This window comes from Bacillus sp. BF2-3, assembly GCF_008368795.1.
In the GTDB taxonomy this organism is placed as follows: domain Bacteria; phylum Bacillota; class Bacilli; order Bacillales; family Bacillaceae_G; genus Bacillus_A; species Bacillus_A cereus.
This window is the reverse complement of sequence record NZ_QOSA01000010.1, coordinates 90,748-105,716: the sequence shown is the minus strand read 5'-3', so window position 1 is coordinate 105,716 and position 14,969 is coordinate 90,748. Positions and strand designations below refer to the sequence as shown.

Here is a 14,969-nt window from a genome sequence, read left to right as displayed (position 1 = left end):
GCGTTTCCTTTTTTATTTCAATTCGAAAAGGATGGGAGAATTATGAAAGCAATTATTTTTGATTTTGATGGATTAATTGTGGATACAGAAACGATATGGTTTCACTCTTTCAGAGATGCTGTTCGTGAATACGGCGGGGAACTACCTTTAGAGGAATTTGCGAAATGCATTGGAACAACAGATGAGGTACTTTATACATATTTAAATGATCAATTAAAAGAGAAGTTTAACAAAAGTGTATTAAAAGAAAAAGTGGCAACTTTACATAAAGAGAAAATGAGAATACCAGAAGCTCGTGACGGGGTAAAAGAATATTTAGAAGAAGCGAAAGAAATGGGATTAAAAATTGCACTAGCTTCTAGTTCTTCTAGAGAATGGGTTATTCATTTTTTAGAAGAGCTACAAATTCGAGAATATTTTGAAGTAATTAAAACGAGAGAAGATGTTGAGAAGGTAAAACCAGATCCAGCTCTTTATCGAGTTGCAATAGAAGAATTAGGAATTAAGCCATCTGAAGCTGTTGTATTTGAAGACTCATTAAATGGATTGAGAGCAGCAGTTGCAGCGGGATTAACGTGCGTTGTGGTACCTAATGATGTGACACGGAATTTACCGTTTGAAAATCATCATCTTCGAATTGAAAGTATGAGAGAGAAAAGTTTAAAAGAAGTGCTTCAAAGTATAAAAAAAGACCGTATTTCCTAAAAGGAAGCACGGTCTTTCTTTTTGCTTTTTTTGCCTTCAATGACAGTTAAATGAGACTGTTTTCTTTTTCGTTTCAAAGTGGAAGAATTCCCTTTTTTACTTTTGTCATTAGAAGTATTTGACTTAAAGAAAGAATTGCCTAGGGGTGCTACATTTTGTTTCCCATGTTTGCGGTTCGATTGTTTTGCCGCACGCTTATATGAGCTTTGCGAATTTGCGGAACCACTGGAATTTGTAAACATCTTGTATAGCAAGTAAAAGATACCGACAACAAGTAACATGTACCCGATATTTCTTAATACACCCATGGGATTTGTAATAACAGATGAAACAAGGCCGAATATTGCCAATCCGATAATAAGCACAAATATAGCGAAAGTAAACGAACGACCGTTCATAAGGGACACCTCCTAAAAACATATATTGAAATTAGTATATTAACGATGAGGAAAGGAGTTGAACACCATTTTTAAATAATTATTGTTTGTTCTCTAAACGTAATAATTCTTCAAACGATGCAATTGCTACTTCCACTTGATCATCTGTTGGTTCTTTCGTTGTTAATAGTTGTAGCCATAATCCAGGATATCCAAGTACGCGTAATACGGGAATGTCTCGTAATCGATTTGTAAATTGCAATACTTCAAAAGAAATACCAAGTACAACTGGAATTAATAAAATTCTGTTTATAACTCGTGCCCAAAGAGGATCTGTAGGGACTAGGAAATAAACGAACATTCCAATAATGACTGTAAATATAATAAAGCTACTGCCGCATCTATAATGGAGACGAGTTTGCTTTTGAACGTTTTCTACAGTCAGAGGAAGGTTATTCTCGTAAGCATTGATTACCTTATGCTCTGCACCGTGATACTGAAATACCCGCTTAATAAGTGGGGTTAAAGAAATAAAGTATATATAGCTCAATAATAGCATGAGCTTAATGACACTTTCGACAATGATTTGCCCAGTATGAGATGGGAAAATCGGTCTCGTTAATTCAGCTAATAGTGCAGGAACTGCTGTGAAAATGACTTTACCGAATATAAAAGATAAAACGCCAACAGCTGCAACTCCTAATACCATCGTTAATTTTGATTGTTCTTCTTTTTTATTTGCAATTTGTTCATCATCTTCTGGGTGGACGTCAAATCGTTCTGAAGCGAAGTTTAAATGCTTTGCTCCATTCGCACTTGCATCCACAATAGCGGCAATCCCTCGTAAAAATGGAATTTTTTTTAGGGTAGATAGTACTTTATTACGAACGCGTGGTAATCGATAAAATTCAATCGATTTATCTTTACGACGAACCGCTGTAACAGTATATTCTCTACCGCCAAACATAACTCCTTCTATGACCGCTTGCCCGCCATATATTTGTTTTGACTCTTCTGCCATGTTAACACCAACCTGTATTTGTTTCTCTCTTATGTAGAAAAAGAGGCAATTGTCATACTGGGTTCTGTCGTTTTGAAATAAGACAATCACCGAGTTTCCTTTATTTTATCGGCAAATACAAGTAGATGACAAGGGAAAATGTTATGAGAGTCGGACATTTCTTATTCTTTTTATAGACAAATTTCGCAGGATTTAAACATGCTTCAAAATAGTTTCGGGCATACTATTGAGCGGAGGTGTCGATGTGAGTCAAGAACAATTAGGAACAAGGAATTTTGTGCAGATTGGTTTGTTTGGTGGAATCTTTTGGGGCGGGATCTGGTATTTCCTTCATATATTTTCATTCACGGAGGCGGGACCGAATTATTTCCTTTTACCATTTGCGTTTGGAAGTTGGAAAGAGGGGGTATGGGGCAATGTGTTCGGAATAGTGTGTATGGGACTTCTTTCAATTTTGATTGCCTTTTTGTATAAAGCATTTTTTGCGAAGTTTGAAGGGATTATAGCGGGAATTATTTATGGGCTATTTTGGTGGGCACTACTGTTTTTGGGGATGGGTTTAATGGCTCCTGTTATTAAAAGTGCGCTCCATTTACCAAAAGAGACAATTGTGACGACAATATGTATTTTTATATTGTATGGTGTGTTTATAGCATATTCTGTTTCTTACGCAGTGAATAGCAATAAAGCAGAACAAGAAGGGCAAGAGAAGACGAACTATTCAAATAAGTAACTCCTATGTTAAAATATTGTATAGATATTTAATATTAAGGAGTTTTAAGAATATGAAAAAGTTACTCCTCGTAAACGGTCCTAACCTAAATCGCCTCGGTGTTCGTGAGGTAAATGTATATGGAAAGGGCACGCTAGCGACACTTGAAGCAGATATGAAGCAAGAAGCAGAAACAATGGGAGTGGAGTTAGAATGTTTCCAATCGAATCATGAAGGTGCCATTATCGACATTATTCATGAAGCGGAAGATATATATGAAGGGATCATTTTAAATCCGGGAGCATTTACGCATTATAGCTATGCGATTCGTGATGCCATTGCGAGCATTTCGATTCCTGTTATTGAAGTACATATTTCTAACATTCATCAGCGTGAATCGTTCCGTCATGAATCTGTGACGGCAGCTGTTTGTGCAGGTCAAATTGTAGGATTTGGTTTTTATGGCTATAAGTTAGCGTTATTTGCATTAATGGAGAAATTGAGGGAGGCATAAAGTAATGGAGAAAATTGAAAGATTACGAAGTGCATTTGATGAGGCTGGCATTGACGGTATTTTGTTAACAAATGAACATAGTCGTAGATATATGGCTAACTTCACAGGAACAGCAGGCGTTGTTCTTATTTCAAAAGATCGTGCTCAATTTATTACAGATTTCCGTTACGTCGAGCAGGCAAGTAAACAAGCGGTTGGATATGAGGTTGTACAGCACGCAGGATTGATCATTGATGAAGTGGCAAAGCAAGTGAAAGAGCTTGGAATTCAAAAACTTGGTTTTGAGCAAGATACTCTTACATATAGTTCTTATTCAGTGCATAAGGAAGCGATTGATGCTGAATTTATCCCGACTTCTGGACTTGTAGAAAAGTTACGCTTGATAAAGACTGATTCAGAGATTAAGATATTAAAGGAAGCTGCACAGATTGCAGATGCTGCCTTTGAGCATATTCTATCATTCATTCGCCCGGGAGTATCTGAAATTGAAGTGTCAAATGAACTTGAATTTTTCATGAGAAAACAAGGAGCAACATCTTCTTCGTTTGATATTATCGTTGCTTCAGGTCTTCGTTCGGCATTACCGCACGGCGTGGCATCTGAAAAAGTGATAGAAACAGGAGATTTCGTTACATTAGACTTCGGCGCTTATTACAAAGGATATTGTTCTGATATTACTCGTACGATTGCAGTCGGTGAACCATCTGATAAATTAAAAGAAATTTATAATATCGTTTTAGAAGCACAACTACGTGGTGTGAACGGTATTAAAGCTGGTTTAACAGGTCGCGAGGCTGATGCGCTAACGCGTGACTACATAACGGAAAAAGGATATGGTGAATACTTTGGACACTCTACTGGTCATGGAATAGGTCTTGAAATCCATGAAGCACCAGGTTTAGCGTTCCGTTCTGATACAGTACTTGAACCAGGTATGGCTGTAACAGTAGAGCCAGGTATTTATATTCCAGGTATTGGCGGCGTACGTATTGAAGATGATATCATTGTGACAAGTGAAGGTAATGAAGTAATTACGAAATCACCAAAAGAACTTATTATTTTGTAATACACAGGAGGATTTTTTTACATGATTTCAGTAAACGATTTTCGTACAGGTTTAACAATTTCAGTGGACAATGCCCTTTGGCAAGTACTTGATTTCCAACACGTAAAGCCAGGTAAAGGTGCTGCATTCGTTCGTTCTAAACTACGTAATCTTCGCACAGGTTCTGTTCAAGAGAAAACATTCCGTGCAGGTGAGAAAGTAGAAAAAGCACACATCGAAAACCGTCGTATGCAATACTTATACGCAAGCGGTGAGGCTCACGTATTTATGGATAACGGAACTTATGAGCAAATCGAACTTGGTGAAAAACAAATCGAGCGCGAGCTTAAATTCCTAAAAGAAAACATGGAAGTAGCAATTATGACTTACCAAGGCGAAGTACTTGGTGTTGAACTTCCAAACACAGTTGAATTACAAGTTACAGAAACAGAGCCTGGTATTAAAGGTGATACTGCTTCTAACGTAACAAAACCAGCTACATTAGAAACTGGTCTTGTTGTACAAGTACCAATCTTCATTAACGAAGGCGAAATGCTTATCATCAACACTGGTGAAGGTAAATACGTTTCTCGTGCATAGTAAAAAAACACTCGTGATAATTCACGAGTGTTTTTTTTATAGGAAATAGGGTAGATAGTAAATAGCTGTTACTATAAAACTGACTAAAACAAGTGAAAGAGTACCCATAATAGATGGAGTCAAAACAATTTGAAATGGTTTTATTTCGCCAGTCTCAACGCCAGTTAATGTTTTGCTTATTGCGTGATCTGTAATGTTATTTCTATGGTTACTCATAATAATTAACCACATAATTGCAAATATTGCTAAACTACCAAGGAAAAAGGTCTCTATAAATGACCAACCGACTAATAATGAAAAAAGATAAATAAGAGCTAATTCTACTACAACGGTTAAACTAATTTTCAATGCCTTCATATTTTTCCTCCTCATTCTGTAATTTCAACCAGTTTAAAAAATTTTCACGTGACACGACATGCAGAGAGCAAGGTGACCTTACTTCTTTCTCTAGTGCAGCGTGTTCGTCTGGGAACTTGTTTTCCACATGCAATGAAATATAGGGTAGTTTTTCTTGTGCTTTTAGTGAGCGGATATTATTCGTTTTAGCACCAGCAAATACGTAGGAAAGTTGTAAGTCTAAAAAGGCGATTTTAAAGATTTCTTTTTTAGTAGCCTCGTTATAGCCTTTTCCCCAGTATGGATAGCCAATCCAACTACCAATGTGAGATTGCTTTTTTTCATTATTAATATGTTTAAGTGTGGTGAGGCCAATTATTTCATTTTCTTCATTCACAATCATTCTCGATAAGGATTTCTTTTGACGCTCTTCTTCTATTGCGAAAAGAAGAAATGTTTTCGTGTCTTCGATGTTTTCTACCGTTATCCCCAATGCATTTTTTATATGTGGATCACTTGATAGCTCGAAAATCACATTTGTATAGCATAAATCTAGTGGTAATAAAGTGATGTGCTGCATGGTTTAAACCCCTTTCAAACTAAATATACCATAATATACCATAAAATAATATGAATATTCAGATTCTAATTCAGACTTTAGAGAAAAATTATGTTTTTACTTCTGAAATAGACAACCTCTGCATATGGTTGTACAAATATATTCTTTTTTAGAATACGAAGTTAGTAACTGTTACGGGAGAAGGTGGAAGAATGAAACAGTGGCTAGCGGCAATGGAAACATCCGTGCTTGTTATGGGGGCACTTCGATTATTTTCAGGTAGTGCGGAGATATTTGCTGCTTTGCTTATGCTTTATGTGAATGATGCGAAGAAAGCGTTGTTTATAAATGGTATGTTGGCGTTTGTTGGACCTACCGTATTAATTTTAACAATGACAATTGGGATAGCGAGTGTAGCAAGTGAAATTTCTTTCTTGAAGCTCTTTTTTCTAGCGCTTGGAATTTGCTGTATTTTTATCGCATTACTGAAATAGTAAGTCGAGTATAGTGGGGAGAAGCCGATGAAAGAGGTATTAGAAGTTTTACCAAAAACGATGAAGTACTTAATTGAAGAATGTAAGCAATACGATGCTTTAGAGGAAATTCGTGTTCGAATTGGAAGGCCGCTAGAGTGTATTGCACACGGAAAGGTGTTTTTTTATGACTATATCACTACTGCAGAGGATGCTATTTACTTATTGAATAAATTAAGTCAATTCTCAATTTATACGATGGAAGAGGAATTAAAACGTGGGTATGTGACGCTTCGCGGGGGGCATAGAATCGGGTTAGCAGGAAAAGTCATTACAGAAAAAAGCGCAGTGAAAATGATTCGTGATGTCTCTTCCTTTAATATTCGTATTGCTCGTCAAAAAATAGGGATTGCTGAACCGCTTTTGCCATATTTGTATGAAAAAAGGTGGTTAAACACGATGGTAATTGGCCCTCCCCAAACGGGAAAAACGACACTTTTAAGAGATGTAGCACGTTGCATGAGTCAAGGGGTAAGTGCTTCGGAAATTCCTTCCTGTAAAGTGGGGATCGTTGATGAACGTTCAGAAATTGCTGGCTGTGTGAAAGGAATCCCGCAATATGATTTTGGTACCCGAGTCGATGTGTTAGACGCATGTCCAAAGGCAGAAGGAATGATGATGATGATTCGTTCTATGAGTCCTGATATTTTGATCGTAGATGAAATTGGCCGTAAAGAAGATAGTGAAGCAATTATGGAGGCAGTGCATGCAGGTGTTCAGCTTTTTATAAGCGCACACGGATTTTCCTATGAGGATGTTGTGAGACGTCCATCGCTCAAGGCAGTGCTAGAGCTTGGTATATTTGATAGGTTTGTGGAGTTGTCAAAAGCGAGGGGTCCAGGAACGGTTATGCAGGTGAAAGATAAATATGGAAAACCAGTGTTATCAAATAGAAAGGCTGAGGGCGTATGGTGAAAATATTTGGTGCAGTGTTAATCGTTGCGGTCAGCACCTTTTTCGGGTTTTCGTACGCTAAAAGATACAGTGAGAGGCCGAGGCAACTTAGGTTATTAAAATCAGCACTTCAATCATTAGAGGCAGAAATTATGTATGGACACACACCTTTATCTGAGGCTGCCGAGCGATTAGTTAAACAAATGCCAAAGCCATTAAATTGGATATTTCAAAGTTTCGCTAAAAAACTAGAAAGTGGAGAACAAACGGTAAGGGAAGCTTGGATAGATAGTTTGAAAGAGAATTGGAAGTTGACGGCTTTTCAACAAACCGAGTATGAAATACTGCAGCAATTTGGTGAAACGCTCGGGCAACATGATCGTGAATCACAACAAAAACATATTCGCTTATGTATTACACATTTGGAGAGAGAAGAAGAGGAAGCGAAAGCTTTACAACTGCAATACGAAAAAATGATTAAGAGCTTAGGGGTACTAGCAGGGCTACTAATTGTAATTTTACTGCTATAGGGGGGAGAAAGGCGATGTCCATTGATGTTGGATTAATATTTCAAATCGCCGGAATCGGCATTGTTTTAGCTTTCATTCATACTGTACTAAAAGAATTGAAGCGTGAGGATATTGCAAATTGGGTTATCCTTGTCGGTTTTGTCGTCATTTTATTTCATGTTGCATTTTTAATTAATACGCTATTCGACAAGATTAAAAGTGTCTTTCTCTTCCAGTAAAGGAGGCGGTTCGAATCGAAATTATACAAATTGTCGGATTAGGCCTCGTTGCTACGTTTTTAGCTGCTGTTTTGAACCAGCATAAATCTAGTATTACATCTTTATTTATTGTGTTCGTAGGTAGCGTGATGTTTCTAATTTTAATCGATCAAATTCATTCTATTTTACAAATGATTGAGAGAGTAGCGAGTGAAGCGAAAGTTAGTAACGTCTACGTGGAAACGTTACTAAAGATTATTGGAATTGCTTATATTGCCGAGTTTGGAGCTCAAATTACAAAAGATGCTGGTCAAGGTGCCATCGCTTCGAAAATTGAACTTGCTGGGAAAATCTTAATTCTCGTTATGGCAATTCCTATTTTGACGGTTGTAATTGAAACTATTCTCGGATTTTTACCGACGGGATAAGGGGGAGTGAATGTTGAGGAGGTTTGGAGCTAAGCTGCTATTTGCTTGCTTCCTTTTCTTTTCTTTACCGGTTGTTGTACAAGCTTCTCCTGTAGAAACAAACGTCGTTGATCAACAATTGGATAAGCTCGGAATTGAAGATGTGAAGCAATTTTGGGACGGGCTTGTTACAAAATATGGAGGCTATTTGCCAGAGAGTCAAAAAGGGAGTTTTATGGAGTTTGTAAAGGGAGAAAAAGAATTCTCTCTAAAAGAGTGGATGATAGGGTTATTAAAATATTTATTTCATGAGCTTGCAGCTAATGGAAAACTGCTTGGCACACTCATTATGCTCACAATCTTTAGTGCATTGTTGCAATCACTGCAATCCGCTTTTTCAAAAAGTAGTGTAAGTAAAATTGCTGATGCTGTTGTATATATGGTACTTATTATTTTTGCTTTAAATAGTTTTTATGTCGTTATGACATATGCAAGAGAAACGATACAAACAATGGTAGATTTCATATTAGCGCTATTGCCAATTTTATTGGCGCTTATAGCGACTGGTGGCGGGGTTGTATCTGTATCTTTCTTTCATCCGATTATCATTTTCTTAATGAATACAAGCGGGCTTCTTATGAATTATATCGTTCTACCGCTTTTATTACTGGCAACGATATTAAGTATTGTAAGTACAATGAGTGATCAATATAAAGTGACGAAATTGTCCAAGCTTCTGCAAAACGTTAGCGTTGGGATTATCGGTATTTTCTTAACGATTTTTTTAGGAGTATTATCTGTACAAGGAACAGCAACAGCCGTTGCTGATGGAATAGCTGTGAAAACTGCTAAATTTGTAACAGGGAACTTCATTCCAGTAGTCGGAAGGATGTTTACAGAAGCGGCAGATACTGTTATTAGCGCATCAGGATTATTGAAAAACACAGTCGGAATTATTGGGCTCGTCATTTTATGTTTAATTGTTGCTTTTCCAGCGATTCAAATTTTCTGTATCGCATTTATTTATAAATTCGCAGCAGCAGTATTGCAACCGGTTGGCGGCGGAGCAATTATTCAATGCTTAGACATTATTGGACGAAGCATCATTTACGTATTTGCTTGCTTAGCTATCGTATCATTTATGTTCTTTTTAAGTATTACAATTATTATTGCTGCGGGGAATATTACACTTATGATGCGGTAGGAGGTGAAGAGTATGCAATTTGTTACAGAGTGGATCAGAAATATTATCGTTTTTTTGCTCTTAGCGACAATGCTTCATCTTATTCTTCCAAATTCGAATTTGCAAAAATACGTTAAATTCGTTGTAAGTCTTTTGTTAGTCGTATTAATTTTAACACCCCTTTTTAAACTATTGCAGACAGATGTAAATGAAGTAATTGCAAATTTTAATGAAGAAAAGTACGTAGCAGAAGGATCTGTAAAAAATTCAATAGATTCGAAGAAAAAAGAAATACAAGCTCTAACACGTGCATATAGTTTAGAAGAGATGGCTACCAAAATGAAAAAAGAAGTAGGAAAAGAGTTTGAGAAACAGTATGGTATGTCAGTCTCTGAAATACAAATAGTCGCAGCGGAAAGCACAGCGGAAGTAAAGTCAGCGAAAGATATTCAATCTGTTGTTGTGACGTTAAAAGAAAAAGAACGTAGTAAAAATGATGCAATCGAAACAGTAAAACCAGTTGAAATTAACACGAAAGAACCACCGAAAAAAGTAGAGGAAACGAATGTAGAAATGAAAGACTTCTTTTCAAGCAGGTGGCAACTAGAGAATAAACAAATCCAAGTTCAAATGGAAGGGAGGACAGGTAGAGTAAATGGACAATAAAGATAAAAATTCGAAGTTCTCATTTTTTCGAAACTTATTGAATGGAGATGAAAAAGAAAGTAATGAGAAGGGAAGAAAGGTAACACCTAAGTTCTTACTTGTCCTACTCATACTTGGAATTTTGCTTATGTTTTCTAGTAGTTTTTTTTCAAGTAAAAAAGAAGAAGTACCTGTATTTAAAGAACAAAAAACTCAAAACCAGGAAAAAGATGTACCAACTTTTGGACAAAAAAATAATGATAATATGTCAAATGTAGAAAAATATGAAAAAGCGTATGAACAAGAATTAAAAACTGCTTTAGAAGAAATAGCAGGAGTAAAAGACGTAACGATTAAAGTGAATTTAGATTCATCTGAAGAAAAAATTTTAGAAAAAAATACAGTGAAACGCTCACAAACAACAGGTGAAACAGATAAAACAGGCGGTAAGAGAGAAGTAGAGGACGAGTCTCTTGATGAAAAGACTGTCATTATACGTGAAGGGGATAAAGAAACTCCTGTTGTTTTACGAACAGAGAAGCCGAAAGTACGTGGTGTTCTTGTCGTAGCAAAGGGAGTGGATAATATACAAGTTAAAGCAATGGTAAAAGAAGCTGTGATAAGGCTGCTAGATGTACCGGCCCATCGCGTTTCAGTTTCACCGAAAAATTGATAGGGAGGAAATAAAGTGTTAAAAAAACAAACAGTTTGGTTATTAACGATGTTAAGTTTAGTTGTTGTACTATCTGTGTATTACGTGACAACTCCTGACAAAATGAATACAGCATCGCCGGCAACAGGTGAAAAGATTGGACAAGAAAAACAAGGTACTGATAAAGCAGTAACAAACGAAGCGCCTAAAGAAACTCCGAAAAAAGAAAATACAAGCAAGGAAACAACAAATAAAGAAACAGACAAAAAAGAAAATGCAAAAAAAGAAACAAGTAAAAAAGAGGGCAATGTATCAGTTCAATCAAGTGATGAGAATTTCACAGCTTTACGTATGCAAATGGAAGATCAGCGTAGTGAACAAAAAGCAAAATTACAAGAAGTGATGAGTTCAACAAAAGCTTCAGCAACAGAAAAGAATAAAGCGAAAGAAAATTTTGATGCCATTACGACAATGGAAACGAAGCAAGAATTACTTGAGACAGTAATTAAATCTCAAGGAGGATATCCAGATGCTCTTGTAAGAGCTGATGGCACTGATATTAGAGTAACGGTTAAAGCGGCAAAACATTCACAGAAAGAAGCAAATAAAATTATTCAACTTGTAAGAAGTGAAGGCGGATCAAAAGATGTAGGTGTGAAATTTGATCCACCAGCGAAATAAGTGAAACTTTAATCCGTAGGGATTTCCCTGCGGATTATTATCTTTTACTAAGCAAAGGGTATGCAAATAGTAAAATAGAGTATGCAAGCAAGTAAATGTGTGAATAGAAAAAAGCTATCATTTTCGATAGCTTTTTTCTATGTCGTCTTTGTAATTATTTTTACTATGTTCAACTCGGAATGGAGAAACACGTTGTGAGTAAAAGATTAATGGTTCATGGTACTGATGATTACTTTTTCCGGATTTGACGTGGATGAAAAGAACGCATGCCCAAACGATTACGGCAGGTAAAAAGAGAATGAGCCATATCATATTTCCACACCTCAACACAATATATTTTCTACACTTTGAACATACTATTCTTATATGAAGGAATGATGAACGGCGTGTAAACAAAAAAATAATATTTGGTAAAAATATGTTATTGACTATAGTTGTGGTGAAGAGTGAGGAGGGAATGGCATGTTTGCTTTGTAACATTTTGCAAAAGTAGTGAATGTTTTTTAAGAAGTGGTCTTGCCAATTTCATGTGAAACTTGGTATTATTACTAGGTATTAAATTTTTATTGGAATAATATTTTTACAGGAATTTCGATTTATTATAAAGAAATATAAATTGGAATGTTTAAAAAATTTATCGTAAGATGGAAATAGTAAATATTTCTATTAGTTAATGAAATATATTTTCTAATAGAGTACATCGTATTTTTACAGTCAATCTAGTTTTCGTGACGAGAATCTGTAAAAACGGGACAAACAAGAGTATGGGAGTGGATTTTACATGTTTAAAATTCAAGAAGTTCGTGAATTAATTAAATTAATTGATAGCTCTAATATTGATGAATTTGAATACAAAAAAGACGGTACAACAATCAAAATGAAAAAGCGTGGTAATGAAGTTGTTGCTGTGCAAGCACCTGCAGCAAAACAAGCTATGCAACCAGTAGCGCCTGTTGAAGTTGAAACGACAGTAGCAGCAGCGCAAGCAGAAGTGCCAAAACAAGAAGAGAAGAAGGTTGTTCAAAATGAAAACCTACATAAAATCACATCACCGATGGTAGGTACATTCTATTCTTCTTCTTCGCCTGATACACCTCCATATGTAAGTGTTGGGGATAGAGTATCGAAAGATTCTATCGTATGTATTGTCGAGGCTATGAAGTTATTTAACGAAATTGATGCTGATGTAGAGGGCGAAATTGTTGAAATTCTTGTTAATAACGGACAGCTTGTTGAATATGGACAACCGCTATTTCTTGTAAAAGCGTAATAAGGGAGTCTTTGTGATGATAAAAAAAGTATTAATAGCCAATCGTGGGGAAATTGCTGTACGAATTATTCGTGCTTGTAAAGAAATGGATATTGAAACAGTTGCAATTTATTCAGAAGCAGATAAAGAGTCACTTCACGTACAGATTGCAGACGAGGCGTATTGTGTAGGACCAACGATTTCGAAAGAAAGCTATTTAAATTTGACAAACATTATTAGCGTTGCGAAGTTAACAGGCTGCGATGCTATTCATCCGGGATACGGATTTTTAGCAGAGAATGCAGATTTCGCAGAGTTATGCCGTGAATGTAACTTGATTTTTATCGGTCCAAGTCCAGAAGCTATTTCAAAGATGGGCACAAAAGACGTTGCTCGTGATACAATGAAAGAAGCAGGGGTTCCGATTGTACCAGGTTCACAAGGGATTATTAAAAATACCGAAGAAGCGATTGAGCTTGCTAATCAAATTGGATATCCAGTTATTATTAAAGCGACTGCAGGTGGCGGTGGAAAAGGTATTCGTGTTGCACGCCATGAAGAAGAGCTTATAAAAGGAATTCAAATTACACAGCAAGAAGCTAGTACCGCTTTTGGGAACCCTGGTGTATACTTAGAAAAGTACGTTGAAGATTTCCGCCATGTTGAGATTCAAATAATGGCAGATACACACGGAAATGCCATTCATTTAGGAGAGCGTGATTGTACAATTCAGCGCCGTTTGCAAAAACTATTAGAAGAAAGTCCATCACCTGCACTTGATGAAGAGATTCGCAAGCAGATGGGTGAAGCGGCAGTTAAAGCGGCGGTAGCGGTTGATTATACAGGTGCTGGTACGGTTGAGTTTATTTATGAATATAAAACGAAAACCTTTTACTTCATGGAGATGAATACGAGAATTCAGGTTGAGCATCCGGTTACTGAAATGGTAACAGGAATGGACTTAATTAAAGAACAAATTCTTGTTGCTTCAGGAGAAAAGTTATCGTTACAGCAAGAAGAAGTACAATTTAATGGTTGGGCAATTGAATGTCGAATTAATGCGGAAAACCCTGCCAAAAAATTTATGCCATCTCCAGGTAAAGTAGAAATGTACTTACCACCAGGAGGATTTGGTATTCGCGTCGATTCAGCTGTATATCCGGGATATTCAATCCCACCTTTCTATGATTCGATGGTTGCTAAATTAATTGTTCACGGAAAAACACGTGAAGAGGCAATTGCAAAAATGAAGCGCGCACTTAGTGAATTTGTCATTGAAGGCGTACATACAACAATCCCGTTCCATTTGCAATTGCTAGATCATCCTGATTTTGTAAAAGGTGAGTTTAATACGAAATTTTTGGAAGAGCATGAACTTGTGACGCAGTGATACATTAAAGGAGGTTTTTTTCATGGCTGAACATATGTTAGATATGGGTCAAGATACAACTCTTGGTAAAGTAGAAATTGCACCAGAAGTAATTGAAGTAATTGCAGGTATTGCAGCTGCTGAAGTAGAAGGTGTAGCGGCAATGCGCGGTAATTTTGCTACAGATGTTGTTGAGAAGTTAGGTAAGAAAAATCATGGTAAAGGTGTAAAGGTTGAATTAGCAAACGAAGATATTATCGTTGACCTTTATGTTGTAATGTATTTTGGTGTAGCAATTCCAGTTGTTGCACAAAAGATTCAAGACAATATTCGCCAAGCACTCTTTACAATGACAGGACTTGAGCCAAAAGAAGTGAATGTTCACATCGTTGGCGTAACATTCGAAACACAAAAAACAGAAATCGAACCAGTGTAAGAATGAAAAGGTGCCTAGTAACATAGGCATCTTTTTTATCGTTTCATTTCTTCACAAATTACAACCCTCTAATTATTATACTATTTCAAAAAATAAGAAATAAACAAGAAAATGTGTCGTTTTTCCAAAAAACGTACATTGTGATAAGATATGGAACTTGAAGTTAATCTTTTTATTATTTTTCAGCCTTGTAACCCGTGTGTGAAACGATAAATTGTGTTATTATCATTGTATTATAAGGTTGGAAAATCAATGAAAACTGTAAGAGTAAGTGAATTGACGGCTTATAAATTATAATAATATAACAAAGTATAAGGAAAGACT

The 14,969-nt window shown here is 36.3% G+C and carries 22 protein-coding genes; 17 read left to right on the top strand and 5 right to left on the bottom strand.

The genetic code is table 11. From position 1 onward, the window contains the following. Positions 1-42: 42 nt before the first annotated feature. A complete protein-coding gene (locus DN401_RS09585; RefSeq protein ID WP_025687934.1) occupies positions 43-705 on the top strand; it encodes an HAD family hydrolase in 663 nt (220 codons plus the stop codon). Here DN401_RS09585 and DN401_RS09580 read toward each other — a convergent pair. Together DN401_RS09580 and DN401_RS09575 are read right to left on the bottom strand one after the other, a co-directional pair. Further along, positions 702-1,103, bottom strand: a complete 402-nt coding sequence (locus DN401_RS09580) for an SA1362 family protein (RefSeq protein ID WP_001014463.1) — start codon at positions 1,101-1,103, stop codon at positions 702-704. The two genes, DN401_RS09585 and DN401_RS09580, sit on opposite strands and share 4 nt — an antisense overlap. A gap of 79 nt (positions 1,104-1,182) precedes the next feature. Beyond that, positions 1,183-2,103 carry a DUF1385 domain-containing protein gene (locus DN401_RS09575; protein WP_000807121.1) on the bottom strand — a complete coding sequence of 307 codons (921 nt, stop codon included), beginning with the start codon at positions 2,101-2,103 and terminating at the stop codon, positions 1,183-1,185. Positions 2,104-2,347: 244 nt separating this feature from the next. Between DN401_RS09575 and DN401_RS09570 the strand changes: the two genes are divergently transcribed. From DN401_RS09570 to efp, 4 genes are read left to right on the top strand one after another with little or no spacing between them, the layout of a single operon-like run. Then, a complete protein-coding gene (locus DN401_RS09570; RefSeq protein ID WP_000076881.1) occupies positions 2,348-2,836 on the top strand; it encodes a YqhR family membrane protein in 489 nt (162 codons plus the stop codon). Between the two features lie 52 nt (positions 2,837-2,888). Continuing rightward, positions 2,889-3,329, top strand: coding sequence for a type II 3-dehydroquinate dehydratase (gene aroQ, locus DN401_RS09565; protein ID WP_000735140.1), 441 nt, complete (start codon positions 2,889-2,891; stop codon positions 3,327-3,329). 4 nt (positions 3,330-3,333) lie between these two features. Then, the gene (gene pepQ / locus DN401_RS09560; RefSeq protein ID WP_000411040.1) at positions 3,334-4,395 is read left to right on the top strand and encodes a Xaa-Pro dipeptidase; all 1,062 of its coding nucleotides are present in this window, start codon (positions 3,334-3,336) and stop codon (positions 4,393-4,395) included. A gap of 21 nt (positions 4,396-4,416) precedes the next feature. After that, positions 4,417-4,974, top strand: a complete 558-nt coding sequence (gene efp, locus DN401_RS09555) for an elongation factor P (RefSeq protein WP_000626516.1) — start codon at positions 4,417-4,419, stop codon at positions 4,972-4,974. Positions 4,975-5,010: 36 nt separating this feature from the next. On the opposite strand, the gene DN401_RS09550 is transcribed toward efp, so the two are convergent. Continuing rightward, positions 5,011-5,331 (bottom strand): hypothetical protein, encoded by a 321-nt coding sequence (locus DN401_RS09550; protein ID WP_000645572.1) that lies wholly within the window; start codon positions 5,329-5,331, stop codon positions 5,011-5,013. Then, positions 5,312-5,890 (bottom strand): GNAT family N-acetyltransferase, encoded by a 579-nt coding sequence (locus DN401_RS09545; protein WP_001163838.1) that lies wholly within the window; start codon positions 5,888-5,890, stop codon positions 5,312-5,314. The genes DN401_RS09550 and DN401_RS09545 overlap by 20 nt, the downstream gene beginning before the upstream one ends. Before the next feature lie 191 nt (positions 5,891-6,081). Between DN401_RS09545 and DN401_RS09540 the strand changes: the two genes are divergently transcribed. The 9 genes from DN401_RS09540 to DN401_RS09500 are packed head-to-tail and all read left to right on the top strand — an operon-like array spanning position 6,082 to position 11,591. Further along, positions 6,082-6,363, top strand: a complete 282-nt coding sequence (locus tag DN401_RS09540; RefSeq protein WP_000816050.1) for a YqhV family protein — start codon at positions 6,082-6,084, stop codon at positions 6,361-6,363. 27 nt (positions 6,364-6,390) lie between these two features. Next, positions 6,391-7,317 carry a stage III sporulation protein AA gene (spoIIIAA, locus tag DN401_RS09535; RefSeq protein ID WP_000665905.1) on the top strand — a complete coding sequence of 309 codons (927 nt, stop codon included), beginning with the start codon at positions 6,391-6,393 and terminating at the stop codon, positions 7,315-7,317. Beyond that, positions 7,311-7,826 (top strand): stage III sporulation protein SpoIIIAB, encoded by a 516-nt coding sequence (gene spoIIIAB / locus DN401_RS09530; protein WP_000238702.1) that lies wholly within the window; start codon positions 7,311-7,313, stop codon positions 7,824-7,826. Before spoIIIAA ends, spoIIIAB begins: the two co-directional genes overlap by 7 nt. Positions 7,827-7,840: 14 nt before the next feature. Next, positions 7,841-8,044 (top strand): stage III sporulation protein AC, encoded by a 204-nt coding sequence (spoIIIAC, locus tag DN401_RS09525; protein WP_000020914.1) that lies wholly within the window; start codon positions 7,841-7,843, stop codon positions 8,042-8,044. A 23-nt stretch (positions 8,045-8,067) separates the two neighbouring features. Further along, positions 8,068-8,451: a stage III sporulation protein AD gene (gene spoIIIAD / locus DN401_RS09520; RefSeq protein WP_077393170.1), complete on the top strand. Its 384-nt coding sequence runs from the start codon at positions 8,068-8,070 to the stop codon at positions 8,449-8,451. Between the two features lie 10 nt (positions 8,452-8,461). Continuing rightward, complete coding sequence (gene spoIIIAE / locus DN401_RS09515; protein ID WP_000946110.1) at positions 8,462-9,634, top strand: stage III sporulation protein AE; 1,173 nt, start codon at positions 8,462-8,464, stop codon at positions 9,632-9,634. 12 nt (positions 9,635-9,646) lie between these two features. Further along, positions 9,647-10,279 carry a stage III sporulation protein AF gene (gene spoIIIAF, locus DN401_RS09510; protein ID WP_001161052.1) on the top strand — a complete coding sequence of 211 codons (633 nt, stop codon included), beginning with the start codon at positions 9,647-9,649 and terminating at the stop codon, positions 10,277-10,279. After that, positions 10,269-10,931 (top strand): stage III sporulation protein AG, encoded by a 663-nt coding sequence (gene spoIIIAG, locus DN401_RS09505; RefSeq protein WP_000368880.1) that lies wholly within the window; start codon positions 10,269-10,271, stop codon positions 10,929-10,931. The genes spoIIIAF and spoIIIAG overlap by 11 nt, the downstream gene beginning before the upstream one ends. A gap of 15 nt (positions 10,932-10,946) precedes the next feature. After that, positions 10,947-11,591, top strand: coding sequence for a SpoIIIAH-like family protein (locus DN401_RS09500; RefSeq protein ID WP_000914710.1), 645 nt, complete (start codon positions 10,947-10,949; stop codon positions 11,589-11,591). A gap of 117 nt (positions 11,592-11,708) precedes the next feature. Here DN401_RS09500 and DN401_RS09495 read toward each other — a convergent pair whose 3' ends face one another. Beyond that, positions 11,709-11,903, bottom strand: coding sequence for a hypothetical protein (locus DN401_RS09495; protein WP_002179810.1), 195 nt, complete (start codon positions 11,901-11,903; stop codon positions 11,709-11,711). Between the two features lie 469 nt (positions 11,904-12,372). Between DN401_RS09495 and accB the strand changes: the two genes are divergently transcribed. Genes accB through DN401_RS09480 form a run of 3 tightly spaced genes read left to right on the top strand, consistent with a single transcriptional unit; the run spans position 12,373 to position 14,645 of the window. Next, a complete protein-coding gene (gene accB / locus DN401_RS09490; RefSeq protein WP_000472866.1) occupies positions 12,373-12,861 on the top strand; it encodes an acetyl-CoA carboxylase biotin carboxyl carrier protein in 489 nt (162 codons plus the stop codon). 16 nt (positions 12,862-12,877) lie between these two features. Continuing rightward, a complete protein-coding gene (gene accC, locus DN401_RS09485; RefSeq protein ID WP_000592871.1) occupies positions 12,878-14,230 on the top strand; it encodes an acetyl-CoA carboxylase biotin carboxylase subunit in 1,353 nt (450 codons plus the stop codon). Positions 14,231-14,252: 22 nt separating this feature from the next. Then, positions 14,253-14,645 (top strand): Asp23/Gls24 family envelope stress response protein, encoded by a 393-nt coding sequence (locus DN401_RS09480; protein ID WP_000807630.1) that lies wholly within the window; start codon positions 14,253-14,255, stop codon positions 14,643-14,645. Positions 14,646-14,969 lie beyond the last annotated feature (324 nt).

What these genes read in the sequence shown, in the direction of transcription:
- spoIIIAF (WP_001161052.1), top strand. Translation starts at nt 9,647, where the DNA reads ATGCAATTTGTTACAGAGTGGATCAGAAATATTATCGTTTTTTTGCTC.
- spoIIIAG (WP_000368880.1), top strand. Translation starts at nt 10,269, where the DNA reads ATGGACAATAAAGATAAAAATTCGAAGTTCTCATTTTTTCGAAACTTA.
- accB (WP_000472866.1), top strand. Translation starts at nt 12,373, where the DNA reads ATGTTTAAAATTCAAGAAGTTCGTGAATTAATTAAATTAATTGATAGC.
- DN401_RS09545 (WP_001163838.1), bottom strand. Translation starts at nt 5,890, where the DNA reads ATGCAGCACATCACTTTATTACCACTAGATTTATGCTATACAAATGTG.
- DN401_RS09550 (WP_000645572.1), bottom strand. Translation starts at nt 5,331, where the DNA reads ATGAAGGCATTGAAAATTAGTTTAACCGTTGTAGTAGAATTAGCTCTT.
- accC (WP_000592871.1), top strand. Translation starts at nt 12,878, where the DNA reads ATGATAAAAAAAGTATTAATAGCCAATCGTGGGGAAATTGCTGTACGA.
- efp (WP_000626516.1), top strand. Translation starts at nt 4,417, where the DNA reads ATGATTTCAGTAAACGATTTTCGTACAGGTTTAACAATTTCAGTGGAC.
- DN401_RS09585 (WP_025687934.1), top strand. Translation starts at nt 43, where the DNA reads ATGAAAGCAATTATTTTTGATTTTGATGGATTAATTGTGGATACAGAA.
- DN401_RS09540 (WP_000816050.1), top strand. Translation starts at nt 6,082, where the DNA reads ATGAAACAGTGGCTAGCGGCAATGGAAACATCCGTGCTTGTTATGGGG.
- DN401_RS09580 (WP_001014463.1), bottom strand. Translation starts at nt 1,103, where the DNA reads ATGAACGGTCGTTCGTTTACTTTCGCTATATTTGTGCTTATTATCGGA.
- spoIIIAA (WP_000665905.1), top strand. Translation starts at nt 6,391, where the DNA reads ATGAAAGAGGTATTAGAAGTTTTACCAAAAACGATGAAGTACTTAATT.
- DN401_RS09575 (WP_000807121.1), bottom strand. Translation starts at nt 2,103, where the DNA reads ATGGCAGAAGAGTCAAAACAAATATATGGCGGGCAAGCGGTCATAGAA.
- pepQ (WP_000411040.1), top strand. Translation starts at nt 3,334, where the DNA reads ATGGAGAAAATTGAAAGATTACGAAGTGCATTTGATGAGGCTGGCATT.
- DN401_RS09495 (WP_002179810.1), bottom strand. Translation starts at nt 11,903, where the DNA reads ATGATATGGCTCATTCTCTTTTTACCTGCCGTAATCGTTTGGGCATGC.
- DN401_RS09480 (WP_000807630.1), top strand. Translation starts at nt 14,253, where the DNA reads ATGGCTGAACATATGTTAGATATGGGTCAAGATACAACTCTTGGTAAA.
- spoIIIAC (WP_000020914.1), top strand. Translation starts at nt 7,841, where the DNA reads ATGTCCATTGATGTTGGATTAATATTTCAAATCGCCGGAATCGGCATT.
- spoIIIAE (WP_000946110.1), top strand. Translation starts at nt 8,462, where the DNA reads ATGTTGAGGAGGTTTGGAGCTAAGCTGCTATTTGCTTGCTTCCTTTTC.
- aroQ (WP_000735140.1), top strand. Translation starts at nt 2,889, where the DNA reads ATGAAAAAGTTACTCCTCGTAAACGGTCCTAACCTAAATCGCCTCGGT.
- spoIIIAB (WP_000238702.1), top strand. Translation starts at nt 7,311, where the DNA reads ATGGTGAAAATATTTGGTGCAGTGTTAATCGTTGCGGTCAGCACCTTT.